30 protein-coding genes are annotated in these 26,120 nt (G+C 74.1%); 12 read left to right on the top strand and 18 right to left on the bottom strand.

Annotation, left to right across the window (positions count from 1 at the left end; all coding sequences use genetic code 11):
* A partial coding sequence (locus tag V2S66_RS15575; RefSeq protein WP_330795773.1) for a suppressor of fused domain protein occupies nt 1-408 on the bottom strand: 408 nt, incomplete at its 3' end.
* Nucleotides 409-780: 372 nt separating this feature from the next.
* On the opposite strand from V2S66_RS15575, the gene V2S66_RS15580 reads away from it, so the two are divergent.
* Nucleotides 781-1,914, top strand: coding sequence for a magnesium and cobalt transport protein CorA (locus tag V2S66_RS15580; protein ID WP_330795775.1), 1,134 nt, complete (start codon nt 781-783; stop codon nt 1,912-1,914).
* 21 nt (nt 1,915-1,935) lie between these two features.
* Here the strand turns inward: V2S66_RS15580 and V2S66_RS15585 are convergent, their stop codons facing one another.
* The gene (locus V2S66_RS15585) at nt 1,936-2,955 is read right to left on the bottom strand and encodes a DMT family transporter (RefSeq protein WP_413966404.1); all 1,020 of its coding nucleotides are present in this window, start codon (nt 2,953-2,955) and stop codon (nt 1,936-1,938) included.
* Between the two features lie 147 nt (nt 2,956-3,102).
* Between V2S66_RS15585 and V2S66_RS15590 the strand changes: the two genes are divergently transcribed.
* Nucleotides 3,103-3,600 carry a hypothetical protein gene (locus tag V2S66_RS15590; RefSeq protein WP_330795777.1) on the top strand — a complete coding sequence of 166 codons (498 nt, stop codon included), beginning with the start codon at nt 3,103-3,105 and terminating at the stop codon, nt 3,598-3,600.
* A 22-nt stretch (nt 3,601-3,622) separates the two neighbouring features.
* On the opposite strand, the gene V2S66_RS15595 is transcribed toward V2S66_RS15590, so the two are convergent.
* A complete protein-coding gene (locus V2S66_RS15595) occupies nt 3,623-4,339 on the bottom strand; it encodes a hypothetical protein (protein WP_330795780.1) in 717 nt (238 codons plus the stop codon).
* Nucleotides 4,340-4,528: 189 nt separating this feature from the next.
* Here V2S66_RS15595 and V2S66_RS15600 point away from each other — a divergent pair, with 189 nt between their 5' ends.
* Genes V2S66_RS15600 through V2S66_RS15610 form a run of 3 tightly spaced genes read left to right on the top strand, consistent with a single transcriptional unit; the run spans nt 4,529 to nt 7,825 of the window.
* On the top strand, nt 4,529-5,944 hold the full coding sequence (locus tag V2S66_RS15600) for a magnesium transporter MgtE N-terminal domain-containing protein (RefSeq protein ID WP_330795781.1): 1,416 nt from the start codon (nt 4,529-4,531) through the stop codon (nt 5,942-5,944).
* Nucleotides 5,934-6,632 (top strand): DUF1003 domain-containing protein, encoded by a 699-nt coding sequence (locus V2S66_RS15605; protein WP_330795783.1) that lies wholly within the window; start codon nt 5,934-5,936, stop codon nt 6,630-6,632. The genes V2S66_RS15600 and V2S66_RS15605 overlap by 11 nt, the downstream gene beginning before the upstream one ends.
* 32 nt (nt 6,633-6,664) lie before the next feature.
* Nucleotides 6,665-7,825 carry an Mrp/NBP35 family ATP-binding protein gene (locus V2S66_RS15610; protein ID WP_330795785.1) on the top strand — a complete coding sequence of 387 codons (1,161 nt, stop codon included), beginning with the start codon at nt 6,665-6,667 and terminating at the stop codon, nt 7,823-7,825.
* A gap of 112 nt (nt 7,826-7,937) precedes the next feature.
* On the opposite strand, the gene V2S66_RS15615 is transcribed toward V2S66_RS15610, so the two are convergent.
* The 4 genes from V2S66_RS15615 to sigE form a co-directional block, all read right to left on the bottom strand.
* A complete protein-coding gene (locus tag V2S66_RS15615; protein WP_330795786.1) occupies nt 7,938-8,552 on the bottom strand; it encodes a hypothetical protein in 615 nt (204 codons plus the stop codon).
* Between the two features lie 165 nt (nt 8,553-8,717).
* The gene (locus V2S66_RS15620) at nt 8,718-9,194 is read right to left on the bottom strand and encodes a sec-independent translocase (protein WP_330795787.1); all 477 of its coding nucleotides are present in this window, start codon (nt 9,192-9,194) and stop codon (nt 8,718-8,720) included.
* Between the two features lie 177 nt (nt 9,195-9,371).
* Nucleotides 9,372-10,346 carry a zf-HC2 domain-containing protein gene (locus V2S66_RS15625; protein ID WP_330795788.1) on the bottom strand — a complete coding sequence of 325 codons (975 nt, stop codon included), beginning with the start codon at nt 10,344-10,346 and terminating at the stop codon, nt 9,372-9,374.
* Entirely contained in the window at nt 10,343-11,134 is a 792-nt protein-coding gene (gene sigE, locus V2S66_RS15630) for an RNA polymerase sigma factor SigE (RefSeq protein WP_330795791.1), read from the bottom strand. Before sigE ends, V2S66_RS15625 begins: the two co-directional genes overlap by 4 nt.
* 219 nt (nt 11,135-11,353) lie before the next feature.
* Here sigE and V2S66_RS15635 point away from each other — a divergent pair, with 219 nt between their 5' ends.
* Entirely contained in the window at nt 11,354-11,986 is a 633-nt protein-coding gene (locus V2S66_RS15635; protein ID WP_330796164.1) for an O-methyltransferase, read from the top strand.
* Nucleotides 11,987-12,051: 65 nt separating this feature from the next.
* On the opposite strand, the gene V2S66_RS15640 is transcribed toward V2S66_RS15635, so the two are convergent.
* A complete protein-coding gene (locus V2S66_RS15640; protein WP_069464762.1) occupies nt 12,052-12,219 on the bottom strand; it encodes a DUF3117 domain-containing protein in 168 nt (55 codons plus the stop codon).
* Between the two features lie 268 nt (nt 12,220-12,487).
* On the opposite strand from V2S66_RS15640, the gene V2S66_RS15645 reads away from it, so the two are divergent.
* The gene (locus tag V2S66_RS15645; protein ID WP_330795798.1) at nt 12,488-13,270 is read left to right on the top strand and encodes an enoyl-CoA hydratase/isomerase family protein; all 783 of its coding nucleotides are present in this window, start codon (nt 12,488-12,490) and stop codon (nt 13,268-13,270) included.
* 46 nt (nt 13,271-13,316) lie between these two features.
* On the opposite strand, the gene V2S66_RS15650 is transcribed toward V2S66_RS15645, so the two are convergent.
* Both V2S66_RS15650 and V2S66_RS15655 read right to left on the bottom strand, forming a co-directional pair.
* Complete coding sequence (locus tag V2S66_RS15650) at nt 13,317-13,910, bottom strand: DNA-3-methyladenine glycosylase I (RefSeq protein WP_330795799.1); 594 nt, start codon at nt 13,908-13,910, stop codon at nt 13,317-13,319.
* Nucleotides 13,903-14,280 carry a DivIVA domain-containing protein gene (locus V2S66_RS15655; protein WP_330795800.1) on the bottom strand — a complete coding sequence of 126 codons (378 nt, stop codon included), beginning with the start codon at nt 14,278-14,280 and terminating at the stop codon, nt 13,903-13,905. Before V2S66_RS15655 ends, V2S66_RS15650 begins: the two co-directional genes overlap by 8 nt.
* Before the next feature lie 140 nt (nt 14,281-14,420).
* On the opposite strand from V2S66_RS15655, the gene folP reads away from it, so the two are divergent.
* Nucleotides 14,421-15,233: a dihydropteroate synthase gene (folP, locus tag V2S66_RS15660; protein WP_330796167.1), complete on the top strand. Its 813-nt coding sequence runs from the start codon at nt 14,421-14,423 to the stop codon at nt 15,231-15,233.
* Nucleotides 15,234-15,236: 3 nt separating this feature from the next.
* Here folP and V2S66_RS15665 read toward each other — a convergent pair whose 3' ends face one another.
* The 3 genes from V2S66_RS15665 to dapE all read right to left on the bottom strand — a co-directional run bounded on the left by V2S66_RS15665 (nt 15,237) and on the right by dapE (nt 18,357).
* Complete coding sequence (locus tag V2S66_RS15665; RefSeq protein WP_330795801.1) at nt 15,237-16,055, bottom strand: LOG family protein; 819 nt, start codon at nt 16,053-16,055, stop codon at nt 15,237-15,239.
* 16 nt (nt 16,056-16,071) lie between these two features.
* The gene (locus V2S66_RS15670; RefSeq protein ID WP_330795802.1) at nt 16,072-17,154 is read right to left on the bottom strand and encodes an alpha/beta hydrolase; all 1,083 of its coding nucleotides are present in this window, start codon (nt 17,152-17,154) and stop codon (nt 16,072-16,074) included.
* A 135-nt stretch (nt 17,155-17,289) separates the two neighbouring features.
* Nucleotides 17,290-18,357, bottom strand: coding sequence for a succinyl-diaminopimelate desuccinylase (gene dapE / locus V2S66_RS15675; RefSeq protein ID WP_413966405.1), 1,068 nt, complete (start codon nt 18,355-18,357; stop codon nt 17,290-17,292).
* 1,050 nt (nt 18,358-19,407) lie between these two features.
* Here dapE and V2S66_RS15680 point away from each other — a divergent pair.
* Nucleotides 19,408-20,337, top strand: a complete 930-nt coding sequence (locus tag V2S66_RS15680) for a heavy metal transporter (RefSeq protein WP_330795803.1) — start codon at nt 19,408-19,410, stop codon at nt 20,335-20,337.
* 166 nt (nt 20,338-20,503) lie between these two features.
* A complete protein-coding gene (locus V2S66_RS15685; protein ID WP_330795804.1) occupies nt 20,504-20,989 on the top strand; it encodes an ATP-binding protein in 486 nt (161 codons plus the stop codon).
* A 10-nt stretch (nt 20,990-20,999) separates the two neighbouring features.
* On the opposite strand, the gene dapC is transcribed toward V2S66_RS15685, so the two are convergent.
* A complete protein-coding gene (gene dapC, locus V2S66_RS15690; protein WP_330795805.1) occupies nt 21,000-22,100 on the bottom strand; it encodes a succinyldiaminopimelate transaminase in 1,101 nt (366 codons plus the stop codon).
* Nucleotides 22,101-22,230: 130 nt separating this feature from the next.
* Nucleotides 22,231-22,551, bottom strand: coding sequence for a ferredoxin (fdxA, locus tag V2S66_RS15695; RefSeq protein WP_033319951.1), 321 nt, complete (start codon nt 22,549-22,551; stop codon nt 22,231-22,233).
* 108 nt (nt 22,552-22,659) lie between these two features.
* On the opposite strand from fdxA, the gene V2S66_RS15700 reads away from it, so the two are divergent.
* Both V2S66_RS15700 and V2S66_RS15705 read left to right on the top strand, forming a co-directional pair.
* Nucleotides 22,660-23,670 (top strand): GNAT family N-acetyltransferase, encoded by a 1,011-nt coding sequence (locus V2S66_RS15700; RefSeq protein ID WP_413966406.1) that lies wholly within the window; start codon nt 22,660-22,662, stop codon nt 23,668-23,670.
* Nucleotides 23,667-24,491 (top strand): transglutaminase-like domain-containing protein, encoded by an 825-nt coding sequence (locus V2S66_RS15705; protein ID WP_330795817.1) that lies wholly within the window; start codon nt 23,667-23,669, stop codon nt 24,489-24,491. The genes V2S66_RS15700 and V2S66_RS15705 overlap by 4 nt, the downstream gene beginning before the upstream one ends.
* 456 nt (nt 24,492-24,947) lie before the next feature.
* Here V2S66_RS15705 and V2S66_RS15710 read toward each other — a convergent pair whose 3' ends face one another.
* Genes V2S66_RS15710 through V2S66_RS15720 form a run of 3 tightly spaced genes read right to left on the bottom strand, consistent with a single transcriptional unit; the run spans nt 24,948 to nt 26,086 of the window.
* Nucleotides 24,948-25,562, bottom strand: a complete 615-nt coding sequence (locus V2S66_RS15710) for a response regulator transcription factor (protein ID WP_330795819.1) — start codon at nt 25,560-25,562, stop codon at nt 24,948-24,950.
* On the bottom strand, nt 25,559-25,717 hold the full coding sequence (locus V2S66_RS15715; protein WP_330795821.1) for a hypothetical protein: 159 nt from the start codon (nt 25,715-25,717) through the stop codon (nt 25,559-25,561). Before V2S66_RS15715 ends, V2S66_RS15710 begins: the two co-directional genes overlap by 4 nt.
* 42 nt (nt 25,718-25,759) lie before the next feature.
* On the bottom strand, nt 25,760-26,086 hold the full coding sequence (locus tag V2S66_RS15720; RefSeq protein ID WP_330795824.1) for a nuclear transport factor 2 family protein: 327 nt from the start codon (nt 26,084-26,086) through the stop codon (nt 25,760-25,762).
* Nucleotides 26,087-26,120: the final 34 nt, after the last annotated feature.

A 26,120-nucleotide genomic window follows, 5' to 3' on the forward strand; every position in this document is an offset into this window, starting at 1 on the left:
TTCCGCGACGAGGACCGCGGAGAACGGCGCGCCCGGCCACAGCGGCTCGCCGAGGTCGAGCGAGTTGCCCGGCGCCACCACCACGCCCTCCACCTGCGGGGACGCGGCGAGCACCGCCAGCGGCCTGAGCACCTGGGCGGTGTCCGCCGCACCGGCCCGCACGGTGAGCAGCAGCTCCGCGCGCGGGCCGCGCAGCGGGTCGGCCACCGGGGCCAGCGGGTCGTTCATGGGCTGCGCCGACATGCCGAGCGTGGCGTAGCGCAGCAGGCCGCCGTCACCGTCCTCGAAGCGGAGCACCTCGATGCGCTCCGCGCCGAGGAAGGTGACGGCGGCGCGGGCGCCGGGCGGGCCGAAAACGGAGCGCAGCCGCTCCTCCACAAGAGCCGGAACAGCGGCGGAACGGGTCATGTCGCGAGCATAGAACGCGTATGGAAGAGGCAAAGCGCGCCGGTGGCGGCCCGCCCGCTTGCTAAAGTGGGGCGTTCACGTGTTCACGCACGTACGTCATCCCTCAGCGGGGAACGGCCGGAGGAGGTGGGACTGACATGGATCGAAGTCATCCGTGCAGTACCGGCAGCTCTTCCCTGTCGCACCGTTCCGCGATCTGAGCCCCCGCGTTCCATACCCGGCCTCCAGGCCACGAAACGCGCGGTTTTCACGGCTTTCCCGCGGCTCGTCCCCGCCCTGGAAGAGCGCCCTGAACTGCTTGCTGACCTACCAGCCCTGACCAGCATTTCAGTGCGGCGTGATGCCGTCGGCCAGTCCGTGAAGGAGCTTGCCATGTCGATGATCCGTGACCTGCGCGCAGTCGTCCGTCCCGCGCTGCGCAAGTCCACCGCTTCGTACGACTACGGCCCGACGTCCGACCCGGCCGCGATCAGCGCCGTCGTGGACTGCGCGGTCTACCGCGACGGAGTGCGCCGCAGCGACAACATCGGGCTGCGCGAGGCGCTGGACGCGGTGCGCGACGGCCGGCCCGCCGACAGCTGCGACGGCAGCAACGGCTTCGTGTGGATCGGCCTGCACGAGCCGACCGAGCAGGAGTTCGCGGGCATCGCGGAGGCGTTCGGCCTGCACCCGCTGGCCGTCGAGGACGCGGTCCACGCCCACCAGCGGCCCAAGCTGGAGCGCTACGACGACTCCCTGTTCACCGTCTTCAAGACGATCAGGTACGTCGAGCACGCCGAGCTGACCTCCACCAGCGAGGTGGTCGAGAGCGGCGAGGTGATGGTCTTCACCGGCCCGTACTTCGTCATCACCGTCCGGCACGGCGGGCACGGCTCGCTGCGGGCGCTGCGGCACAAGCTGCAGGACGACCCGGAGCTGCTCGCCAAGGGCCCCTCCGCGGTGCTGCACGCGATCGCCGACCAGGTGGTGGACGACTACCTGGCGGTCACCGAGGCCGTCCAGGACGACATCGACGAGGTCGAGATCGACGTCTTCTCGGCCGGCAACGGCAAGACCTCGCGCGGCGGCGACGCCGGCCGGATCTACCAGCTCAAGCGCGAGGTGCTGGAGTTCAAGCGGGCGGTGTCGCCGCTGCTGCGGCCCATGCAGATGCTCGGCGAGCGGCCGATGCGGCTGATCGACCCGGAGATCCAGAAGTACTTCCGGGACGTCGCCGACCACGTGGCCCGGGTGCACGAGCAGGTCACCGGCTTCGACGACCTGCTCAACTCCATCCTCCAGGCCAATCTCGCGCAGGCCACCGTCGTGCAGAACGAGGACATGCGCAAGATCACCGCCTGGGCGGCGATCCTGGCCGTGCCGACGATGATCACCGGCGTCTACGGCATGAACTTCACGCACATGCCCGAACTGCACTGGCGCTACGGCTATCCGGCCGTGCTCTGCACGATCCTGGCGATCTGCTACGCCATCCACCGCGGCTTCCGCCGCAACGGCTGGCTCTAGGCTCCGGCGGCGGGGCGGGGGTCAGGCCCCGGCGGGGGTGCCCGCCGGGGCGACCGCCTCCGCCGCGGCGGAGGCGGCAGCGGCGCTCTTCCTGCGGTCGGCGAGGATCACCAGGGCCAGGCCCGCGAGGATCACGCCGAGCGCCGGATAGGCGGCGGCCGGCGGGGTCTGGCCCAGCCACAGGGCCGCGATCAGGGCGGCGCCCGGGGTCTCCAGCAGGATCGCGGTGGAGGTGGTCGACGGGCCGAGCCCGCGCACCACCCGGTTGAGCAGCGAGTGGCCGAGCAGCTGGGCGACCACCGTCAGCGCCGCGATCTTCAGCCAGGTCCGCCCGTCGTACCCGCCGAGCGCCGAGCCCGAGACCAGGCAGGCGCCGAGCAGCACCGCGGCCGTGGTCGAGTAGCAGACATAGGTGTACGCGGTGGTGCTCGCGGTCCTGCGCACCTCGGAGCCCAGCAGCATGTACCCGGCGGCGGCCGCGCCGGCCGCCAGCGCCAGCGCGTCGCCCTCCAGCGCCCGGGTGTCGGTGGACAGGTCGATGCCGGTCAGGATGACCACGCCGAGCACCGCGAGCGCGGTGCCCGCCCAGACCAGGGCGGGCGGCCGGTGGCCGCGCGCCCGCAGGATCAGCGTGGTCCAGATCGGGGTGGTGGTGACCAGGGCGGTCGAGGTGGCCACCGAGGTCATGTCCAGGCTGGGCAGCCACAGCCCGAAGTGCAGCGCCAGCACCACGCCGGCCAGCACGGACATGAGCGCCGCGCGGCGGCCCATGTGGCGCAGCTCGCCGCGGTGCCGCCACAGCGCGACCGGGCTGAGCACGCCGACCGCCATGGCGTTGCGCCAGAAGGCGATGGCCAGGGCGGGCGCCGCGGTGGCCGCGATCAGCGGCGCGGACATCGACACCCCGGCGATCGCCACCGCGAGCAGCGTGAAGTCCACGCCGCGGGCCGGCACCGGCGCCTGGGGGTGGCCGTGGTCGGCGGCGGGGAGCGCGGGCGCCGGAGTGGCGGCGGCGCTCTGCGGGGCGGCGGGGGCGGTCACGCCCACCAGGGTAAGGCGCGTACCGGGCCCGTACACCTGTCGTCCCGGTCCGTGGACGGCCGCCGGGCGTCCGGGGCTCGGTCCGGGACCCGTCCTGGGTGCGGTCCGGGGCCCGCGGCCGGCCGCCGCCCCCATAGGGTGGGCCGCATGAGTGACGAGCTGAGCGCCCTCGTCGAGGAGGCGACCAAGAAGTCCGGCCTGGTGTGGGTGAACGGCCAGGCGGTCTGGCACGCCTGGGTCGACGGCGCCCTGGTGCTGGTCGGCGGCCCCGGCGAGCAGCCGCTGCCGGGGCTCTCCGAGGGCGGCACCGCCACGGTGGTCGTGCGCAGCAGGGACAAGGGCGGCCGGCTGGTGTCCTGGCAGGGCGCGGTCTCCCTGCTCGCGCCCGGCGGCGAGCCGTGGACGGCCGCCGCCGCCGAGCTGAAGACCAAGCGGCTCAACTCCCCCGACGGCGAGGCGATCACCGGCCGCTGGGCCCGGGAGTGCGCGCTGTACCGGCTGACCCCGCTGGGCGTCCCCGCCGAGCACCCGGGTGCGATGCCGGACGTCTCGGGCGCCGCCGCGCCCGTGCCGACCCCGGCGACCACCCGCCGCCCGATCCCGGCCGGCCTGCCGCGCCTGCTCGCCCGGCGCCGCAGGGTCTGAGCGGCGCGGCGCGCGTGGCGGGCTACTGCGACGCGGTGGGCGCGGGCGTCGCGCCGACCGTCCTGCCGTAGTCCACGACGTCGGACCCGGCGGGAGCCGCGAGGCTGAAGTCCTGGCCCCAGTCGGAGAGCGTCAGGGTGCCGGCGCCGCCCGCGCGGACGTACCGCAGCGGGTAGGGGGCGCCCTTGAGGGACACGTCGAGCGAGCCGCCCTGAGAACCGTCCAGGGCGATGGTCTTCGTCGAGTCGACCTTGCGGTGGGCCCCGACGGTGACCGTGCCGTCCAGCACGAACAGGCCCGCGAGCAGCACCTTCTTGTCGGTCAAGCCGCTGAACTGCCGGTACGCCGGGTCGCCCGGCGGCACCTTGACGTACTTGCCGTTGAGCTTCGCCGCGGCCGCCTGGCTGTCCTTGTCGTCGCCGCCGTCGCCGTAGAACTCGGCGCTCGCCTTGAGGTAGAGGTCGTCGCCGACCCGCAGCAGCTGGAAGGTGCTGCCCTGGGTGGAGACCTCGCCGACGCCGCCGTTGTCGCGCAGCCGCATGTCGAGCCGGTACGACCGGCCGTCGCTGACCACGGTGCCGGCCAGCCGCAGCGCGTGCGCGCCGGAGGCCGCGGTCCTCGCCTGCTGCTCGATGGTCGGCGCGGGCAGCTTGCCGACGCCGTTCGTCCCCGCGTCCGGGTCGCCGCCGAATCCGAGGCAGCCGCTGAGCACGGTGCCCGCGCACAGTGTCGCGAGCACGGCGGCGGCGGTCCTGCGGCCGGAAAACACAGCTTCTCGTCCTCCAGGTGAGACGGCTTGGCGGGGCGAAGCTACCGCAGCGTACCCCTGGGGAGCACCCCGCAGGGCGGCCAAGATCGGCCCGGAGTAGCCTGTCAGACGGATGAGGTGTGGACCGGAGCAGCCCTCCGCCGACTCTAGGAGGCCCTGATGGCGGCTGGCGCCCCGCGGGTCTTCGTCTCCCATCTGTCCGGCATCGCCGTCTTCGACCCCAACGGCGACCAGGTCGGCCGGGTCCGCGACGTCGTGGTCATGCTGCGGGTCGGCGGCCGTCCGCCGCGGGTGCTGGGGCTGGTCGTCGAGGTGGTCAGCCGGCGGCGGATCTTCCTGCCGATGACCCGGGTGACCGGCGTGGAGTCCGGCCAGGTGATCACCACCGGCGTGCTCAACATGCGGCGCTTCGAGCAGCGCGCGACCGAGACCCTGGTGCTCGGCGAGCTGCTGGACCGCCGGGTCCGGCTGGCCGGTCCCGAGGGCCGCGGCACCGCCGCCGCGGACCGCCCCGGCAGCGGCGGCGACCCGCAGGACGGCGAGGAGGTGACCGTGCTGGACGTGTCGATGGTGCAGCTGCCCGCGCGCCGCGACTGGGAGATCGACAAGGTCTTCGTCCGGCGCGGCAAGGGCGGCGCGCTGCGCCGCAAGGGGCAGACGCTGACCGTGGACTGGTCGGCCGTCACCGGCTTCCGGCTCACAGAGGACGCCCAGGGCGCCGAGAACCTCGTCGCGACCTTCGAGCAGCTGCGCCCGGCCGACCTGGCGAACGTGCTGCACCACCTGTCGCCCAAGCGCCGCGGCGAGGTCGCCGCCGCCCTCGACGACGACCGCCTCGCGGACGTCCTGGAGGAGCTGCCGGACGACGACCAGGTGGAGATCCTCAGCAAGCTCAAGGAGGAGCGGGCCGCGGACGTCCTGGAGGCGATGGACCCCGACGACGCCGCCGACCTGCTCGCCGAGCTGCCCGCCGACGACCAGGAGCGGCTGCTGACCCTGATGCAGCCCCAGGAGGCCGCGGGCGTACGGCGGCTGCTGTCGTACGAGGAGCGGACCGCGGGCGGCCTGATGACCACCGAGCCGATCGTGCTGCGGCCGGACGCGACCGTCGCCGACGCGCTGGCCAGGATCCGCAACCCCGACCTGTCGCCGGCGCTGGCCGCCCAGGTGTACGTGTGCCGGCCGCCGGACGAGACGCCGACCGGCCGCTACCTGGGCCTGGTGCACTTCCAGCGGCTGCTGCGCGATCCGCCGTTCACGCTGCTCGGCTCGATCGTCGACACCGACCTGCAGCCGCTCCCGCCGGACACCGCGCTGCCGTCGGTGACCAGCTTCCTGGCCACGTACAACATGATCTCCGCGCCCGTGGTGGACGAGAGCGGGTCGCTGCTCGGCGCGGTCACCGTGGACGACGTGCTGGACCACCTGCTGCCCGAGGACTGGCGCGAGACCGATCTGCACGGCGCGGTCGGCGCGCACTCCGAGCCGCCGGACGACGAGCCGGACGACCGGCCGTACGAGGGGCCGGAGGACCGGCTCGACGAGGACGGGGCGGGGGCCGGCGATGGCCGCTGAGGAGCGCGAGCGGGACCGGGAGCGGGGCCGCCACCCGAGCGGCGCCAGCGCCGCGGATCGCCGCAGGACCAGGCTCGACCAGCCGCGGGCGCCGCGCCGCAGCCTGCTGCCGACGTACGACCCGGAGGCGTTCGGCAAGTTCTCCGAGCGCATCGCGCGGTTCCTCGGCACCGGCAGGTTCATCGTCTGGATGACGGTCGTCATCCTGCTCTGGCTGGTGTGGAACATCTTCGCGCCCGGAGGGCTGCGATTCGACCCGTACCCGTTCATCTTCCTGACGCTGCTGCTGTCGCTCCAGGCGTCCTACGCCGCGCCGCTGATCCTGCTCGCGCAGAACCGGCAGGACGACCGCGACCGGGTCAACCTGGAGCAGGACCGCAGGCAGAACGAGCGCAGCATCGCCGACACCGAGTACCTGACCCGCGAGGTCGCGTCGCTGCGGGTGAACCTCGGCGAGGTCGCCACCCGCGACTGGATGCGCTCGGAGCTGCAGGACCTGCTCAAGGAGCTGGAGGACCGCCAGGACCACGCCAGGATGCGCCACGGCCACGGCCACGGTCAGGGCCAGGGCCACAGTCAGGGCCAGGGCCAGGGCCACGGTCAGGGGCAGGGGCAGCCGCGGGAGCCGGGCGAGGGCCGCGGCGGGCGCGGCGCCCGTGGTGACGAAGCAGACGGACGGGGCCGCTGAACCGGGGGCAGGCGCCGCCGTACCATCAACGTATGGCTACGACCACTCCCCCGGACACCAAGCCGACCGACGAAGCCGTCCGCGCCGCACTGGCGACCGTGGACGACCCGGAGATCCACCGGCCGATCACCGATCTCGGCATGGTGAAGTCCGTGGACATCGCCGAGGACGGCACGGTCGCCGTGACCGTCTACCTGACCGTCTCGGGCTGCCCCATGCGGGACGAGATCACCGGTCGTGTCACCACCGCGGTGCAGCAGATCCCCGGGGTCGCCTCGGTCCGCGTCACCCTGGACGTGATGAGCGACGAGCAGCGGCGCGAGCTGGCGTCCTCGCTGCGCGGCGGCCAGGCCGAGCGGGAGATCCCCTTCGCCCAGCCCGGCTCGCTCACCCGCGTCTACGCGGTCGCCTCCGGCAAGGGCGGCGTCGGCAAGTCCTCGGTGACGGTCAACCTGGCCGCGGCGATGGCCGCGGACGGCCTGAAGGTCGGCGTGGTCGACGCGGACATCTACGGGCACAGCGTGCCGCGGATGCTCGGCGCCGAGGGCCGTCCCACCCAGGTCGAGAACATGATCATGCCGCCCTCCGCCAACGGGGTGAAGGTCATCTCCATCGGCATGTTCACCCCGGGCAACGCGCCGGTGGTGTGGCGCGGCCCGATGCTGCACCGCGCGCTCCAGCAGTTCCTGGCGGACGTGTACTGGGGCGACCTCGACGTGCTGCTGCTCGACCTGCCGCCGGGCACCGGCGACATCGCGATCTCGGTCGCCCAGCTGGTGCCGAACGCGGAGATCCTGGTGGTGACCACGCCTCAGCAGGCCGCGGCCGAGGTGGCCGAGCGGGCCGGGTCGATCGCGGTGCAGACGCACCAGAAGATCGTCGGCGTGGTGGAGAACATGGCGGGCATGCCGTGCCCGCACTGCGACGAGATCGTCGAGGTCTTCGGCACCGGCGGCGGCGACCGCGTCGCCGAGGGGCTCTCGCGCACCACCGGCACCACCGTGCCGGTGCTCGGCCGGATCCCGATCGACGTGCGGCTGCGCGAGGGCGGCGACGACGGCCGGCCCGTCACCCTGTCGCACCCCGACTCCCCCGCGGGCGCCGTGCTGCGGTCCATCGCGGGCAAGCTGGGCGGCCGGGCCCGCGGTCTGGCCGGGATGTCGCTCGGCATCACCCCGCGCAACAAGTTCTAGCGCCGTCTCCGGGCCCCGCCGGGCCCTGACGGGGCCTTCGGGCAGCCGCCTGAGACGGGGCGGGGGGCGGACGCTCAGGCGTCCGCCCCCGCCCCGTGCCGCTTCGGGCGGCCTACGCCTGGTAGGTGGTGAGGTCGCGGACCACGGACAGGGCGAGCCCGTACGCGCTCATGCCGCGCCCGTACGCCCCCAGGTGCACGCCGCGGGCCGCGCCGGCCATCACCCAGCCGTACTCCGACTCGCGGTAGTGGAAAGGCGTGGGCTCCCCGTCGACCGGAAGGGTGAGGGTGGACCAGTCCGAGCCGGTCAGATCGTCGGCCAGCTCCCAGGCGGCCGCGGTCTGCTGGTCCATCCAGTCCTGCCGCAGCGAGCGCTCCATGTGCGTGGGCCACGTGCAGGACAGCAGGCCGGATCCGGCCAGCCAGGCCGCGGAGGCGACCGAGGTGGCCTCCAGCAGGCCGGTGCCGTCCGCGCTGCGCCGTCCCGGGCGCCTGGCGACCGTCACCACGGTCGCGAACCGCTGTCCCTCCGGGTCGGTGGCCTCGGCCTTGAGGGACGGTTCGTCGCCGTGCCCTATCGAGCCGTGCTCGACCGTACCGTCCGCGCTGACGCCCACCGCCCCGAGCCAGCGGCGCCCGGTGAACGCCTCGTCCAGCCCGTACCACGGAAAGTCGGCCATCAGATAGCCGTCGACCGCCCCCTGTGCCGTGCCGGTCTTCGTCTCCATTGGGTCGCGCCTCCTCATTGCCCTTATGGGCGACTCGCCATCTTGCCCGACCCTGCGGAGGTTCGGGGGACGAAACGGCGTGGGGTGACGGCGAACACACGGTCAAAGCTCAACCGAACGGGTGAAAATTCGCACCCTGGTTGACGGGCGAACCGGGGCGTGACCTCAGGTGGCGTCGGCGTCGAACGGCGGCGCCTCGCCCGGGTCGAGCCGATCGCGCTTGGTGAGGCGGTCGGGCGTGGCGGAACCCCGGCCCGAACCCGCGCCGGTCGCGGAGGAGGCGCCGGCGGCCGCGGCGCCCGGCTCCACGCCGTTCACCGCGTCGGTGACCTCGGCCATCTCCTTGCGCAGGTCGAAGCTGTTGCGCAGGTCCTTCAGCTCGCCCAGCCCGTACTCGTCCTCGCCGCTCATCAGGTTCTTCCGGATGAACGTCTTCGGGTTGAGGTCCTCGAACTCGAAGTCCTTGAACTCCGGGCCCAGTTCGCGGCGGATGTCCTCCTTGGCGCTGTCGGAGAACTCCCGCACCTTGCGGATGAAGGCCATCGTGTCCTGGATGACCTTCGGCAGCTTGTCCGGGCCGAAGACGAGCACGGCAAGGACCACGAGCGCGACCAGCTCCAGCGGGCCTATGTCGAAGAACACCTTGCAGCTCCTTGGGACGACCACAGCCGGTGGGCCCGGGTGGGCAGGGTCCGGCGGACTTACGGTACCCGCCCCCGCGTGCGCCGCGGGAGTGGCTCAGGCCAACACTACGTCGCCGGGCGGTAAAGGGTGACCCCCCCGGGCACCCGTCCGGAGCAGCCGGCGCTCAACTGCCGCTCAGTGCACGACCACCGAGGACTGCGAGGCCGGGGCGCTCGCGGCCGTCAGCAGCGGCACCGTCCCGGGGGTCAGCAGCGGGCGGGCCAGCGCCACCGAACTGGCCGACACCGCGGCGGCGGGCAGCGCGCGCCGGGTGGGCCGCTCCTCGGCGTCCAGCATCCCGCGCGGGGTCACCCCGCGGGTGTCGGAGACCGTGTTCGTACTCGCGCTGAGCGGACTCACCGCCGGACCGTCGTCGGGGCGTGCGCCGCCGTCCACGGCCGCCTCCATCGGCAGGGCGCCGCCGATGGCGATCGCCGCCATCGAGAAGGCGCCGGCCGCCGCGAAGGCGAACCTGCGGCTGCGGGAGGCCGCACTCGGGGCCACGCCGGCCGCCGCTGCCGCCGCGGCGGCGTGGGCGTCCCGGCCGGTGCGCATCGGGGTGTTCGCGTCCGGCGCGACCGGGGTCACCGGGGCGATCGGGTTGACCGCCCTGATCGCCTGGTGGATGCGGAAGCCGCGCGAGCGCGAGCCCTCCGGCGCGGTCAGATCGGGAGCAGGACCGAGAAACGAGAACTCCTCCCCCCGCCCGCTGCCGAAGATGCCGGACCCGGAGCCGAGCAGCCCGCCGTCGAACGGCCCGCGGCGCGCGGCCGCCGCCTGTTCGGCGAAGGGCGAGCCGGGGCCGCCGGGATCGCCCGGGAAGCCTCCGTCGCCCGGTCCCATGCCGGGCAGTCCCTGCAACCGGGCCATCAGGCCGGCCGATATGGCCGGCAGCTCCGACTCGGCGATGACGGACTTCAGCCGGCGCTGTTCGGTGGCGGCCGCCTTGCACTGCGGGCACGTCGCCAGATGGGCGAGTACCCGGTCACGGCTGTCGTCGGTCAGCTCGCCGTCCACGAAGGCGGCAAGCCGGTCTCCAAGATGCTGTTCGGCAGGCGCAGAACGCTCGGTGCGTTGGGGACGCGCCTCGCCTGAACCGCTGCTGCTCACGCTCTCCCGCCCTCCAGGCCAGGTTTCGGTGCGGTGACAGCGAGCGCGGGGGCCGGGGCAGGTCGAGCGGCGACCGCCGGGGCCCGGTGTTCCAGAGCCTTGCGCAGGTGGGACCGGCCGCGGTGGATGCGGCTGCGGACCGTGCCCAGCTTCACGCCGAGGGTCGCGGCGATCTCCTCGTACGACAGTCCCTCGATGTCGCAGAGCACCACCGCGGCACGGAACTCCGGTGCGAGGGTGTCCAGCGCCTGCTGGACGTCCTCGTCGAAGTGCGTGTCGTTGAAGTGCTGCGCCGGGGAGGGCTCGCGGCTGGGCAGTCGCTCTGCCGCGTCGTCCCCGAGGGCGTCGAACCGGATCCGCTGACGTCGCCGCACCATGTCCAGGAAGAGATTGGTGGTGATGCGGTGCAGCCAGCCCTCGAACGTGCCGGGCGTGTAGGTGGACAGGGAGCGGAAGACCCGCACGAAGACCTCCTGCGTGAGGTCCTCCGCGTCGTGCTGGTTGCCGGTCAGGCGGTAGGCCAGCCGGTAGACCCGGGCACTGTGCGTACTGACGATCTCCTCCCAGGAGGGAGGCGTCCACGTCTGCGCATCTCCGTCGGTGGCGAAGGTCGCGGTGGCGGAGTTCGCGTCGTCGGCGTGGGATGCGCGTGAACGGTCATCAGCGGTGTCGGTCACGGATTTGGGCTGTCCGGACGACCTGGAGAAGCGGGTGAGCGCCTTCCGGTCACCGGCCGCAGCCACACCTCCCCTGTCGGCTCTGGTGGTGTCCAGTAGAGCCCCTACCATATCCACCTCGCCCGTTAGCTCCGGATAAACGTACTGTTCGCAGCGCTTGCGCGCTGCTTCGCGCGATGCTGTCGAGGCGGGTGAACACCGCTGCTCTCCCGCCCGTGTGCCTTCGCTGTGACTAACGCGCAGTCCCATCAGCAGGTTCCCGCCCGCAGCGGATACAGTCGCCCCCGCGGGAGCGCAACGGCGGAGCGACCATGGAGCGGGGAGAGGGCCATTAGCGGCAACCGGCAGGCGGACTGGGCGTTCGCCGACGCGTTCGTCGCCGAGGACGATGCCCTGGTACGGACCAGGGCGCGCTCGCACGCGGCCGGCCTGCGGCCGGTCTCCCCCGGCACCGGGGCGGCGCTGCGGCTGCTGGCCGCCGCCGCCGACGCGAAGGCCGTGGTGGAGATAGGCACCGGCGCCGGGGTCTCCGGCATCCACCTGCTGCGCGGCATGCGCCACGACGGGGTGCTGACCACCGTCGACTCGGAGCCGGACCGCCAGCAGCTCGCCCGGCTGGCGTTCGCCGAGGCCGGCGTCGCCGGCAACAGGGCCCGCTTCATCTGCGGCCGCGCCGACGCGGTGCTGCCCCGCCTCACCGACGGCGGCTACGACATGGTCTTCTGCGACGCGGACCGGCTGGAGTACCCGGACTACCTCGACGAGGCGCTGCGGCTGCTCCGGCCGGGCGGCCTGGTCTGCTTCGAGGGCGCCTTCGGGCGCGGCCGCGCGCTGGACGCGGCGCACCAGGACGCCGAGTCCCAGCAGCTGCGCGAGCTGCTCAGGGCGGTGCGGGACAGCCCCCGGCTCTCCCCGGTCCTGCTGCCCACCGAGGACGGCCTGCTGTGCGCGGTGGTGCGCTGAAGCAGACCGCGGCCACGACGCCCCTCAGGGTGTCGTGGCCGCGGTGGTGTCTGGGACCGCTGGTCTCAGGCGATGGCCTTCTTCAGCGCATCGCCAAGGGCGTCCGCCTCGTCCGGGGTCAGCTCGACGACGAGCCGCCCGCCGCCCTCGAGCGGAACGCGCATGATGATGCTCCGCCCCTCCTTGGTCACCTCGAGCGGGCCGTCACCCGTCCGCGGCTTCATGGCCGCCATGCTCGTTCCCCTTCCTGAAACCAGCTCGGACTCGAACACATTGGTTCTCGGCCATTATCCCGCATCCCGGGACCCGATGACCAACATCGGGAACACTCCGTTCGGCCCCGGGCCTGCCCATACCCGGCCAATTCAGTGGAGGTGCACGCCGAGTGGGCCTGTCCGGGGGTCCTGGGACGCAGGAATTGTTTGATGTTCGTCACATGTCCGGCCGGGGTGGCGTCCGGCATTCTGGCCAGGACAGTTGCCGCGACGAAGGGGTTACGCCATGGCCGACAGCGTGCTGTACGAGGTGGGCGACGCGCTCGCGACCCTCACCCTGAACCGTCCCGGGGCGATGAACGCCCTCGACACCGGGACCAAGGACGCGCTGCGGGACGCGCTCGAGGAGGCGGCGGGCGACCCGGCGGTGCGGGCGGTGCTGCTGACCGCGGCCGGCCCGGCGTTCTGCGTCGGGCAGGACCTCAAGGAGCACGTGAAGGTGCTCGCGGCCGGCGGCGGGCTGGCCACCGTCGCCGAGCACTACAACCCGATCGCGCTGACCATCGCGACCATGCCCAAGCCGGTGGTGGCGGCGGTGAACGGGGTGGCCGCGGGCGCCGGCGCGGGTTTCGCCTTCGCCGCGGACTACCGCCTGGCGGCGGACTCGGCGTCCTTCACCACCGCTTTCACCGGCGTGGGCCTGGCCGCCGACTCGGGCATGTCGTGGACGCTGCAGCGCCTGGTCGGCTACGGCAGGGCGGCCGACCTGCTGCTCTTCCCCCGCTCGGTGCGCGCCCAGGAGGCGCTGGAGCTGGGCCTGGTGCACCGGGTGGTGCCGGCCGCCGAGCTGCCGGCGGCCGCCGCGGAGGTGGCCCGCGCGCTCGCGGCCGGCCCGACCGTGGCGTACGCGGCGGTCAAGCAGTCGCTGGCCTACGGCGCGGACCACTCGCTGCCGGACACCCTGGCGCTGGAGGCCGCCCTGCAGAACCGGGCCGGGGCGTCCGCCGACCACCGCGCGGCGGTCGACGCCTTCCTGCGCAAGGAGCCCGCGGTCTACCAGGGCCGCTGACCTCCGCTGCGGCGCGCTGTCCGGCCCCCTCGGACGCCGCTCGGCGCTACCTCGCGGCGCAGTCGGCGAGGTGGTCGTTGACCAGGCCGCACGCCTGCATCAGCGCGTAGGCGGTGGTCGGGCCGACGAAGCGGAAGCCGCGCTTCTTCAGGTCCTTGGCGAGGGCGACGGACTCCGCCGTGGTGGCGGGCACGTCGGCCGCCGTGCGCGGGGCCGGCCTGGTCGCGGGATCGGGGGCGAAGGACCAGATCAGGGCGTCGAGCCCGCCGTCGCGGGTGTCGCGGACCAGGCGCGCGGCGGCCGCGTTGGCGACCGCCGCGTCGATCTTGGCGCGGTTGCGGATGATCCCGGCGTCGGCGAGCAGCCGGGCCTTGTCCTCGTCGGTGAAGGCCGCCACCGCGTCGATCTTGAAGCCGTCGAAGGCGGTCCTGAACCCCTCCCGCCGGCGCAGGATGGTGATCCAGGACAGGCCCGACTGGAACGCCTCCAGGCAGACCCGCTCGAAGAGCGCGTCGTCGCCGTGCACCGGCACGCCCCACTCGCCGTCGTGGTAGGCCACGTAGTCCGGCGTGGACAGCCCCCACGGGCAGCGGGCCAGGCCGTCCTCGCCGACGACGACGCCGCTGACCGGCTCAGTCATCCGCGTCGTTCCCCGGCGACGGCTGCGGCAGCTCCTCGACCCGGGTCGCGCCGTGCGCGTGCACCCCCGCCTGCGCCCCTGCCTGCACCCCGGCCAGCGAGGACTCCAGCTCGGCGATCCGCGCGTCGCGCTCGGCCAGCTCCGCGCCGAGCCGGTCGAGCACCTCGTCGACGTCGAGCATGCGGTAGCCGCGCACCGCGGTCGGCAGCCGTACCGCGTCGATGTCGCCGCGCAGCAGCGGGCGGTCGGGCGGCAGCCGGTCCTGCAGCCGGTCGGGGTCGGAGTCCTTCAGGACGCCGCCGTCCCCGAGGACGGCCATCGCCACCGCGGCGACCACCGCGACGAGCGCGATGAGCATGAACCAGAACACGACGATCTCCCCAGGGACTCAGGACAGCGGGTGCCACATGTCAGGCACGATCGTGCCACGATCGCATGAGTCTGAGATGAGGAGCGGCAGTGGCACTTCGGCTGGGCACCCGGGAATTCGGCGAGCGGGAGCCGGTGATCATGGCGATCGTCAACCGCACCCCCGACTCGTTCTACGACCAGGGCGCCACCTTCACCGACGAGCCGGCGCTGGAGCGGGTGGCGCGGGCGGTCGACGAGGGCGCGGCGATCATCGACATCGGCGGGGTGAAGGCGGGTCCCGGCGAGGAGGTCACGGCGCAGGAGGAGATCCGCCGCACGGTCGCCTTCGTCGCCGAGGTGCGGCGGCGCCACCCCGACGCGGTGATCAGCGTCGACACCTGGCGGCACGAGGTCGGCGAGGCGGCCTGCGAGGCCGGCGCCGACCTGCTCAACGACGCGTGGGGCGGCGTCGACCCGAAGCTCGCGGAAGTCGCCGCGCGCTACGACGTGGGGCTGGTGTGCACCCACGCCGGCGGCGCGCAGCCGCGCACCCGGCCGCACCGGGTCGGCTACGAGGACGTGATGGCGGACATCCTGCGGGTCACCGTGGGCCTCGCCGAGCGGGCCGTGGAGCTGGGCGTACGGCGTGAGGCGGTGCTGATCGACCCGGGCCACGACTTCGGCAAGAACACCCGGCACTCGCTGGAGGCGACCCGGCGGCTGCCGGAGATGACCGCCACCGGCTGGCCGGTGCTGGTGTCGCTGTCGAACAAGGACTTCGTGGGCGAGACGCTCGACCGGCCGGTCAAGGAGCGGCTGGTCGGCACGCTCGCCACGACGGCGGTCTCGGCGTGGCTGGGCGCGCAGGTGTACCGCGTGCACGAGGTGGCGGAGACCCGCCAGGTGCTCGACATGGTCGCGGCGATCGCCGGGCACCGGCCGCCGGCGGTCGCCCGCCGCGGTCTGGCGTAGCGGCTACGCGGTCTCCTGGGTGACCAGCTTGACGGCCTCGTCCACGTCGTCGGTGATGTGGAACAGCTCCAGGTCGGCTGCGGACGCCTTGCCCTCGCCGACCAGGGTGCCGCGGATCCAGGAGGCCAGACCGCCCCAGTACTCGGTGCCGAAGAGCACGATCGGGAACCGGGTGACCTTCTTGGTCTGGACGAGGGTCAGCGCCTCGAACAGCTCGTCCAGGGTCCCGAACCCGCCCGGCAGCACCACGAAGCCCCGGGCGTACTTCACGAACATCGTCTTGCGGACGAAGAAGTAGCGGAAGTTCACGCCGATGTCGACGTAGGGGTTCAAGCCCTGCTCGAAGGGCAGCTCGATGCCGAGGCCGACGGAGATGCCGCCGGCCTCGCCGGCGCCCTTGTTCGCCGCCTCCATGGCGCCGGGGCCGCCGCCGGTGATCACCGCGAAGCCGGCCTGGGCGAGCGCCCGGCCGATCCGCACCCCCGCCTCGTACTCGGGGGTGTCCGCGGGGGTCCTGGCGGAGCCGAACACGCTGACTGCGGGGCCGAGTTCGGCGAGCGCGCCGAAGCCCTCGACGAACTCGGACTGGATGCGCAGCACCCGCCACGGGTCGCTGTGCACCCAGTCCGTCGCGCCGCGGCTGTCCAGCAGCCTCTGGTCGGTGGTGCCGGAGAGCACCTGCCCACGCCTCCTGATCACCGGCCCGGTGTGCCGTTCCGGCCAGCCGCGGCCCTCGGGACTGCCTTCGGCCGCCGCGTTCGCGCTGGCTGCCGCCTCCTGCCGCTCGTCGGCCGGCTCATGTGGTTCCCTCGCATCTCTCATACGCGCAGCGTACGCATCAGGGGGCCGCCGAAGGGGCGAGCGGGACGGCGCGGGGCGCCTCTATCCGGCCGCTGACCCAGGTGAAGGCGTCGGGGAACATCCGGCCCCAGGTCTTCCAGTTGTGGCCGCCGTTCTCGATCCGCATCGTCGTCACGTGGGTGGGCGGCGAGACCGCGCCGGTGATCATGTCGGCGAACCGCGGCGGGCTCTCCGGGTCCTGCAGGCTGGACTCCACCAGCAGCTGCACGGCCGGCGCCGGGTCGGAGTTGCGGGCCAGCCACACCGGCGAGCGCACGCCCTGGGTGGGGTCGTCCGGGGCCAGCGCGGCGCCCGCGGCGAAGGTCTCCGGGTGCTCCAGGGCGAGCCGGGCCGCGCAGTAGCCGCCGGTCGATATGCCCATCACCGCCCAGCCGCGCGGGGCGGGCAGGGTGCGGAAGTTCCGGTTGATCGTCTTGACCACGTCGTCGGTCAGCCAGGTGGCGACCCGGCTCCTGCCCGGCACGTCCGCGCAGCCGGTGTTCACCCGGTCCGGCGTGATCGTCGGCAGCACCAGGATCGCCGGCTCGGCGCGGCCCGCGGTGATCTGGTCCTGCATGATCTGCCCGAGCCGCATGCCCCGCAGGAAGCTGTGCGGGGTGCCGGGGATGCCGTGCAGCACCTCGATCACCGGGAAGCGGGTGTGCGCGAACTCCTTCTTGGTGTACTGCGGCGGCAGCCACACGATCACGTCGCCCTTGGTACCGGAGTCCCAGCCGCGCACCGTGGCCCGCTCGAACCCCTGTGAGTAGCCGGTGAACTTCGCCCGGTAGTCGGGGATCGCCGGCGTCTGCCCGCCGGTCGCCATGGCGGTCGGCCGGCCGCCGCTGTTGGCGTCGCCGAGCAGGTCGTCCCACGACGCGTAGAAGCCGTTCTCGTTGTTGACCACGACCATCACCACGAGGATCGCGGTGATCTGGCAGAACACGATCATGCCGAGCCTCGCCGCCAGCCGCAGCGGCCGCGGCCCGCGGACCCGCGACCAGAGAAGTACCGCGCCCGCCACGGCGGCGATCGCCACGGCGAACAGCAGTACGGCGAACCCAGTGCCGGTCAGACCCACGACGCGTCTTCCTCCCCCCAGAAGAGCGGAAGCATCCGGCCCCCTGACGGCCGGACGCGTCCGATCACACCTTGCCGGGAAGGAGGACCGTCGCGCACCCCAGTTCGGTTGCTCGCGGCCTGCCGGCCCGGCGGGTCAGGCGGTGAGCCAGCGGCGCAGCTTGTCCTCCGCATCCAGGACGGCGGCCACCGCGACGTTCTCCTCGCGGGTGTGGGCGAGCGTCGGATCGCCGGGACCGTAGTTCACCGCGGGAATCCCCAGCGCGGAGAAACGGGCCACGTCGGTCCAAGCCTCCTTGGCCGCGGGAGGAGTTCCGATGGCGTCGAGGAACGCGGCGGCCGCCGGGTGGGACAGTCCCGGCAGCGCGCCGGGCGCGCTGTCGGTGAGCACCACCTCGAAGCCGTCGAAGACCTCGCGGACCCGGTCCAGCGCCTCCGCTTCACTCTGGTCGGGCGAGAAGCGGTAGTTCACGGTGACCGCGCAGGTGTCCGGGATCACATTCCCCGCGTGGCCGCCCTCGATCAGCACCGCGTTCAGGCCCTCCGGGTAGACCAGCCCGTCGATCTCCACCCGCCGCGGCCGGTACGCGGCCAGCCTGGCCAGGATCGGCGCGGCCTTGTGGATGGCGTTGTCGCCCAGCCAGCTGCGCGCGGAGTGCGCGCGGCGGCCGCTGGTCTGCACCCGCACCCGCAGCGTGCCCTGGCAGCCGCCGTCGACGCGGCCCGCGGTGGGTTCGAGCAGCACCGCGAAGTCGCCGGCCAGCCAGTCGGGGTGGCGGTCCACCAGCCGGCCGAGGCCGTTGTGCTCGGCGGCGATCTCCTCGGCGTCGTAGAACACGAAGGTCAGGTCCCGGTTCGGCGCGGGCAGCGTGGCCGCCAGGCGCAGCTGCACCGCGACCCCGGCCTTCATGTCGGTGGTGCCGCAGCCCCACAGCAGGCCGTCCGCGTCCAGCCGCGACGGCAGGTTGCCGGCGATCGGCACGGTGTCCAGGTGGCCGGCGAGCACGACGCGCTCGGCGCGGGCCAGACCGGTCCTGGCGACGACCGCGTCGCCGTCCCGGTCCACCCGCAGGTGCGGGATCGCCCGCAGCGCGCCCTCCACCAGGTCCGCGAGCGGCTTCTCCGCCAGACTCACCGACGGGACGTCCACCAGTTGCGCGGTGAGCGCGGCGGCATCAACGCTCAGATCGAGTGCGGTAGGCATGGCCAGAGCCTATGTCGCTGCCGCTCCACCTCCCGCCCCCAACCCCGGGCTGCGCCCGGACGGCGCTGCGCCCTGCGCCCCACCAGGGGCGCGGGCAGCCGGCCACCGGCCGGTGGCCCGGTCTGCGACCGCAACAGCCCCACCGGGCCGGTGACGACGCACAGCCCTCGCCGCGGCCGGCCGCGCAGTTCCCCGCGCCCCTGAAAAACCCCGGGCTGCGCCCTGCCAGGGGCGCGGGCAACCGGCCAGCGGCCGGTGGCCCGGTCTGCGACCGCAACAGCCCCACCGGGCCGGTGACGACGCACAGCCCTCGCGACGGCCGGCCGCGCAGTTCCCCGCGCCCCTCAAAAACCCCGGGCTGCGCCCGGACGGCGCTGCGCCCTGCCAGGGGCGTGGGCAACCCACCACCGGCCGGTGGCCCGGTCTGCGACCGCAACAGCCCCACCGGGCCGGTGACGACGCACAGCCCTCGCGGCGGCTGGCCGCGCAGTTCCCCGCGCCCCTCAAAAACCCCGGGCTGCGCCCTGCCAGGGGCGCGGGCAACCCACCAGCGGCCGGTGGCCCGGTCTGCGACCGCAACAGCCCCACCGGGCCGGTGACGACGCACAGCCCTCGCCGCGGACCCCGGGCAGCGCCCGGACGGCGCTGCGCCCTGCCAGGGGCGCGGGCAACCCACCACCGGCCGGTGGCCCGGTCTGCGACCGCAACAGCCCCACCGGGCCGGTGACGACCTCCAGCCCTCGCGACGGCCGGCCGCGCAGTTCCCCGCGCCCCTCAAAAACCGCGGGCTGCGCCCGGAATGCGCTGCGCCCTGCCAGGGGCGCGGGCAACCCACCAGCGGCCGGTGGCCCGGTCTGCGACCGCAATTGCCCCTCCGGGCCGGTGACGACGCACAGCCCTCGCGACGGCCGGCCGCGCAGTTCCCCGGGCCCGTCAAAAGCCCGGGGGGCCGGTGGCGGACCGCGCGCCGCGCGGTTGGCCGCGACCCGGCGGAAGCGGCGGGGGGATTCGGCGTGCGGGAGTGGGCTGACGGTTCGGTAGTCTCGGCCCGTGCCCTCGTCATCACGCCCGCCCGGCCAGGGCAAAGGCTGCGGCCTGCGGTTCTTCACCGCGATCGTCGTGCTGCTCGGCGTGGGCGTTTTCCTCGCCTATCACTTCACCAACAACGCGCCGCCCGGGGCGGGTTGCACGGTGAAGGCGGACGCGGGCGAGCTGAAGCTGACGCCGGACCAGGCGTCCAACGCCGCGACCATCGCCGCGGTGGCGGCCTCGCGCGGGCTGCCGGAGCGGGCGCTGACGATAGCGCTGGCGACCTCCCTCCAGGAGTCCCGGCTGGAGAACCTCGACCACGGCGACCGGGACTCGCTGGGCCTGTTCCAGCAGCGTCCTTCACAGGGCTGGGGCAGCGCGACGCAGATCATGGACCCCGTCCACGCCGCGAACTCCTTCTTCACCAGCCTGGTGAAGATCGACGGCTACACCCGGCTGCCGGTGACCGTGGCCGCCCAGCGGGTGCAGAAGAGCGGCTACCCGGAGGCGTACGCCCAGCACGAGGCGGACGCGACGCTGCTGTCGGCCGCGCTGACCGGCCGGCACCCGGCCGCGCTGAGCTGTACGACCGGCGCGGACACCGCGTACAGCGCGGGCGGCCGGCTGGGCGACCCGCGGAAGGTGACGGCCCGTCTGTCCCGGGAGTTCGGCGCGCGGGTGCGGCCGCGCGAGGACACCCTGCCGCGCACCGTCGCGGTGCCGGCGGGCGGCGGCACGCAGCGCGGCTGGGAGCTGGCGCAGTGGGCGGTGGCCCACGCGCACGACCTGCGGGTCGAGCAGGTGACCTTCGGCGGGATGCGCTGGCAGGCGGCCCGCTCCGGTGCGGGCTGGCAGCGGCAGCCGGACTCCGGCGGCAAGGGCGCCACCGCGTCGGCGGCCGCCGGGACCGCCGCCGGCGACGGCCTGGTGCGCATCACCGTCGCGCGCTGACCGGCCGCCGCGGCCCCGGTCAGCGCGGCTGCCGCGTATTCACCCGGACGTGCGCCATTCGGCTTGCGTCACTCGAACGGCCGCAACTTTACGGCGGGTCGAGCGGTAGTCACGGGGACCCCACGGGGCCGTACCGACCCATCCCCTCGACGAGGAGCACCGCATCATGTCCCTCCCCCTCCCGCGCCGGCTCGCCCAGGCCGCCCTGCTGCTCGGCGCCGCCGCCGCGCCCCTGGTCGGGGCCGGCGCCGCGCACGCCGCCGCCCTGCACCCGCAGGGCCTGGGCGGGCTGAGCGCCCTGGACGGCGCCGGGCTCGGCGACACGCTGCGCGGGGCCCCGCACCAGAGCACCGTGCTGGCCGCCGACGCGGGTGGGGACGCGATGAGGTCGACGCTGCCGACCGCCGACCACCTGGTGGGCGCCACCGGGCACAGCGCGGTGCCGACCGCCGAGCAGGGCGCCAGCGACGCGGCCGACACGGCCGGCCGCATCCTCGGCGAGACCGCCGAGTCCACGGCGGGCGAACTGCCCGCGACGGGCGCGCTGCCGAACCTGGGGGCGCTGCCGATGACCGTCCTGCCCACCGCCGCGCTGCCGACGGCCGGCCTGCCCACCGACCACCTGCCGCTGAAGGGCCTGCCGGTCACCTGACCGGTCGGCGTCAGCTCGCCAGTCGTGCCACCGCGGCTGCGACCCGCTCGTCGGTGGCCGTGAAGGCGACCCGGACGAACTCCGCGCCGCGCGGGCCGTAGAACTCGCCGGGAGCGACGAGGACGCCGAGCTTGGCGAGGTCGGCGACGGTGTCCCAGCAGGGCTCGGCGCGGGTCGCCCAGAGGTAGAGGCTCGCCTCGCTGTGCTCGATCCGGAAGCCGGCCGCCTCGAAGGCGGCGCGCAGGGCGGTGCGGCGGCGGGCGTACCGCTCCTTCTGCTCGACGGCGTGCGCGCGGTCGCCCAGCGCTGCGGCCATCGCGGCCTGCACCGGCTGCGGCACGATCATCCCGGCGTGCTTGCGCACCGCGAGGAGTTCGGCGACGACCGCCGGGTCGCCGGCCAGGAACGCCCCGCGGTAGCCCGCGAAGTTGGACCGCTTGGAGAGGGAGTGGACCGCGACCAGGCCGTCGTGCCGGTCGCCGCAGACGTCCGGGTGCAGCACCGAGACCGGCTCCGCGCCCTCCCAGCCCAGCTCGATGTAGCACTCGTCGGCGACGACGAGGATGCCGTGCTCGCGCGCCCACGCCACGATTCGGCGCAGCTCGGCGGCGGCCAGCACCCGGCCGGTCGGGTTGGAGGGGCTGTTCAGCCAGAGCAGCCTGACCCGCGCCGGGTCCAGGTCGGCGACCGGGTCGCCGTAGGTGACCGGCTCGGCGCGGGCGATCAGCGTGCCGATCTCGTACGTCGGGTAGGCCAGCTCCGGGTAGCCGACCTGGTCCCCCTCGCGCAGGTCGAGCAGCGTCGGCAGCCAGCCGACCAGTTCCTTGGAGCCGATCAGCGGCAGGATGTGCGCGGGGTCGGCGCCGGCCACGCCGTGCCAGGTGCGCAGGTACTCCGCGGCGGCCCGGCGCAGCGCCGGGGTGCCGTGCGTGAGCGGGTAGCCGGGGCTGTCCGCGGCGTCGGCCAGCGCCTGGCGCACCGCCTCGGGGACCGGGTCGACCGGGGTGCCCACCGACAGGTCGACCACGCCGTCGGGGTGGCCGGCCGCCGCGGCCTTGTACGGCTCGAGCCGGTCCCAGGGGAACACCGGGAGGCGGGCGGAGATGCTCACGTGCTCACTCTCGCTTTGCGTGGTGGTGGGTGCGTGCCGGCGGACGGCTGCGGGGGGAAGAACGCCGGGCCCCGTACGGCGCATGCGGCCGTACGGAGCCCGGTGGAGTCAGCCGTCGCGGACGCCGTCGTTACTGGTTCTGCGGAGGCAGCTCGGCGATGAAGGGGTGGTCGCGCTCGATCAGGCCGAGCTTGGACGCACCGCCGGGCGATCCCAGCTCGTCGAAGAACTCCACGTTCGCCTTGTAGTAGTCCTTCCACTCCTCCGGGGTGTCGTCCTCGTAGAAGATGGCCTCGACCGGGCAGACCGGCTCACACGCGCCGCAGTCGACACACTCGTCCGGGTGGATGTACAAGGACCGCGAGCCCTCGTAGATGCAGTCGACCGGGCACTCTTCGATGCACGCCTTGTCCTTGACGTCGACACAAGGCTGCGCGATGACGTAGGTCACGCTGTCGTTCCTCCTCGATAGGGCTCATCTCGCGCGGGAGCGCGGCGTCGTCGATGCCCGCACCTAGTATCTCCGTTCCTGAGCACGTTCCGAACAGGAGGGGCATGCATGCCAGCGGAAATTCCGTCCGGTGCACGGCTCGAAATCCGGATCACCCCCGCTGACGTGGGAAAACGCGTGTCGGTACGGCGGCTGACAGGTGTCGCCGACGGGCATCCTACGTTCACGGACACAGTCGGTCTTCTCGCATCTTGGGATGCAGGGGTGGTGTACATCACGCGAAAGAGCGGTGAGACCGTCCGGATCGTGGAATCGTCGCTGGTGGCGGGGAAGGTCGTGCCGCCCGCTCCGGCGCGTCGCGGGCTCGCGGTGCCGCGGGTGACGGCCGAGGAGCTGGAGGAGATCGCCTCGCGCGGCTGGCCCGCGGGCGAGACCGCGCGGCTCGGCGACTGGACGCTGCGCGCGTCCGGCGGCTTCACCCGCCGGGCCAATTCGGTGCTGGTCGCCGGCGACCCGGGCGTGGCGCTCGACGACGCGCTGGCGCAGGTCGAACGCTGGTACGCCGAGCGTCGGCTTCCCGCCTGCCTCCAGGTGCCGGACTCCTCCGCCTGGGCGCAGCGGATCGACGCGGCCGGCTGGGCCCGCGAGGCCGACACGCTGATCCGCACCGCGCCGCTCGCGCCGCTGACGTCACTGCCCGAACCGCCCGCGCACCTCGGCCGGGTACGGCTGTCGCGCGACGTGGACGCGGCGTGGCTGGCCGCCTACCACCGCACCGGGGAACTCACCGACGCGGCGCTGAAGGTCGTCTCCGGCGGCGCGTCGGTGTGGTTCGCGACGCTGCCGGGCGCGGCGGGACACCCGGGGCCCGGCGCGATAGGCCGGGCCGTCGTCGACGGGCCGTGGGCGCTGTTCGGCGCCGTCGAGGTGCCGCCGGAGCACCGGCGCGGCGGCCTGGCCACCGCGCTGATGGGCGCGCTCGCCCGCAGGGCGTACGAGGAGGGCGCGACCGCCGCCCACCTCCAGGTCGAGGCGGACAACGCGGCCGCACGGGCGCTCTACGACCGGCTCGGCTTCACCGACCACCACGGCTACCACTACCGGCGTCCCTTGGCATGAGCGCATCCGTACGCGAACGCTTCGCCGCCGCGGCCCGCGAGGAGCGGCCCGACTTGGCGGAACTGTGCCTGCTGGTCGGCGCGGAGGCCGACCCGGCGCTGGACGGCGCGGCGCTCGACGCCGCCCAGATCGAGCTGGACCGGCTGGCCGGGCTGCTCCCGCACGGCCTGGCGGAGCCGATGGAGTGGGCCGCCGCGCTGCACCGCGTCCTCGGCGCGGGCCACGGCTTCCACGGCACGCCCGCCGACTACCAGCGGCTGGAGTCCTCCCTGCTCCAGCAGGTGCTGGTACGCCGCCGCGGGCTGCCGATCCTGCTGTCGGTGGTGTGGATCGAGGTGGCCCGGCGGGCCGGCGCGCACGTCTACGGGGTGGGCCTGCCCGGTCACTTCGTCGTCGGGCTCGGCGATCCCGACGGCTCCCATGTGCTGGTCGACCCCTTCGACGGGGGGCGGGCGCTCTCGGCCGCCGACACGGAGCTGATCGTCGCCGGGGCGACGGGGGCGGCGCTGACGCCGGCGATGCTCACACCCGCCGATCCGCTGGACACGGTGCAGCGGGTGCTCAACAACATCCGGGCCTGGGCCGCGCCCCGGCCCGAGCTGCGGCCGGTCCAGCTCTGGACGCTCGAGCTGACGCTGCTGATGCCGCGCCACCCGGCGAAGCTCCGCTACGAGCGGGCGCGGCTGCTGGTCGACATGGGGGATTTCCTGGGCGGGGCCGCGGAGATGGACGAGTACGCCGAGATCATCGGGGCGTTCGACCCGGAGACGGCCCGCGCGATGCGCGCGGAGGCGCGCTCCGCGCGCGCCCGACTCAACTAGGCGTCGCAGGATCCTCCTTGACCCCGGAACCGTCCGCCCTGCCCCCCGAGGCACACTCCGGACCACCCACCGGCGCGCAACCGGCACCGCACCCCCCGGGGGCACCCGGCGCGAGGAACAGCGCGCCCAGCCACCCACCGGCGCGCAGCCGGCACCGCACCCCCGGGGGCACCCCGAACCCCGCAGGGGCGCGAGGAACAGCGCGCCCAGCCACCCACCGCCCCGCGGCCGGCACCGCACCCCCCGGGGGGCACCCCGACCCCCGCAGGGGCGCGAGGAACAGCGCGACCAGCCACCCACCGGCGCGCAGCCGGCGGCGAGCCCCCGGGGGCACCCCGACCCCCGCAGGGGCACGAGGAACAGCGCGACCAGCCACCCACCGCCCCGCGGCCGGCACCGCACCCCCCGGGGGGCACCCCGAACCCCGCTGGGCCACCCGCCAGCGCAGCGCAACGGTCAGAGCCACCCCTTCTCGCGGGCCATCCGGACCGCCTCCGCCCGGTTGCGGGCGCCGGTCTTCTGGATCGCGGTGGAGAGGTAGTTGCGGACCGTCCCCTCGGAGAGCAGCAGCCCGCGGGCGATCTCCGCGTTGACCGCGCCGTCGGCCGCGGCCCTGAGGACGTCGCGCTCGCGGGCGGTGAGCGGGTCGGGCCCCTCGGCGAGGGCGGCCGCGGCGAGCGTGGGGTCGATCACCCGCTTGCCCTGGAGCACTTGGCGCACCGCGTCGGCGAGCTGCGCGGCGGGCGCGTCCTTGACGAGGAACGCCTCCGCGCCGGACTCCATCGCGCGGCGCAGGTAGCCGGGCCGGCCGAAGGTGGTGACGATGACGACCTTGACCCCGGGGAGGTGCCGGCGCAGCTCCGCCGCCGCCTCGATGCCGGTCATGCCCGGCATCTCGATGTCGAGGAGCGCCACGTCGGGGCGGTGGGCGCGGGCGGCGTCCAGCACCTGGTCGCCGCGGGCGACCTGGGCCACCACTTCCATGTCCTCTTCGAGTCCGAGCAGCGTGGCCAGCGCCTCCCTGACCATCGACTGGTCGTCGGCGAGCAGTATCCGAATCGTCCCCGTCACCCCGGCAGGGTACCGGCCACCGCGGGGAGGAGCGTCCAGCCGTCGCACTCGTCGGTCCAGTCCCCGCCGATCCGCCCGCCGCGCGACGGCACGGCGTCGTGCAGGGCCCGTACGGTGCCGGGCTCGTGCAGGTCCAGCCGCGGGCCGTCGGGCACGCCGACGGAACCGGCCAGGGCGCGGGGGCGCCGGCCAGGCGGTCAGCCGGTGATGCGCATGAGGGTGACGTGGTTGCCGGCGACGGTGAAGGCGAAGTCGGAGGGGCCGTTGAAGCCGTTGCCGCCGACCTGGGCGCTCACCGTGGTGGTGTCGCCCTCGGTTCGGGCGCCGGTGACCTCCAGGGTGACCTGCCTGCCGATGAACTCGGCGTCGCTCCAGCCGCGTACGGCCTCACGGCCGCGGAACACGCGGCCCCAGTCGTCGACCGCGCCGTCGTCGGCGAAGGCCGCGAGGAAGTCCTCGGTGTTCCCGGCGTCGGCCGCTTCGAGGGCGGCGGCGACAGGGACGGGCAGCACGGGTGGCGTCATGGTCGGGGACCGTACCCCCCGCGGCCGGCCGCGG

The sequence above is a fragment of the Actinacidiphila polyblastidii genome (assembly GCF_036353415.1).
GTDB lineage: Bacteria > Actinomycetota > Actinomycetes > Streptomycetales > Streptomycetaceae > Actinacidiphila > Actinacidiphila polyblastidii.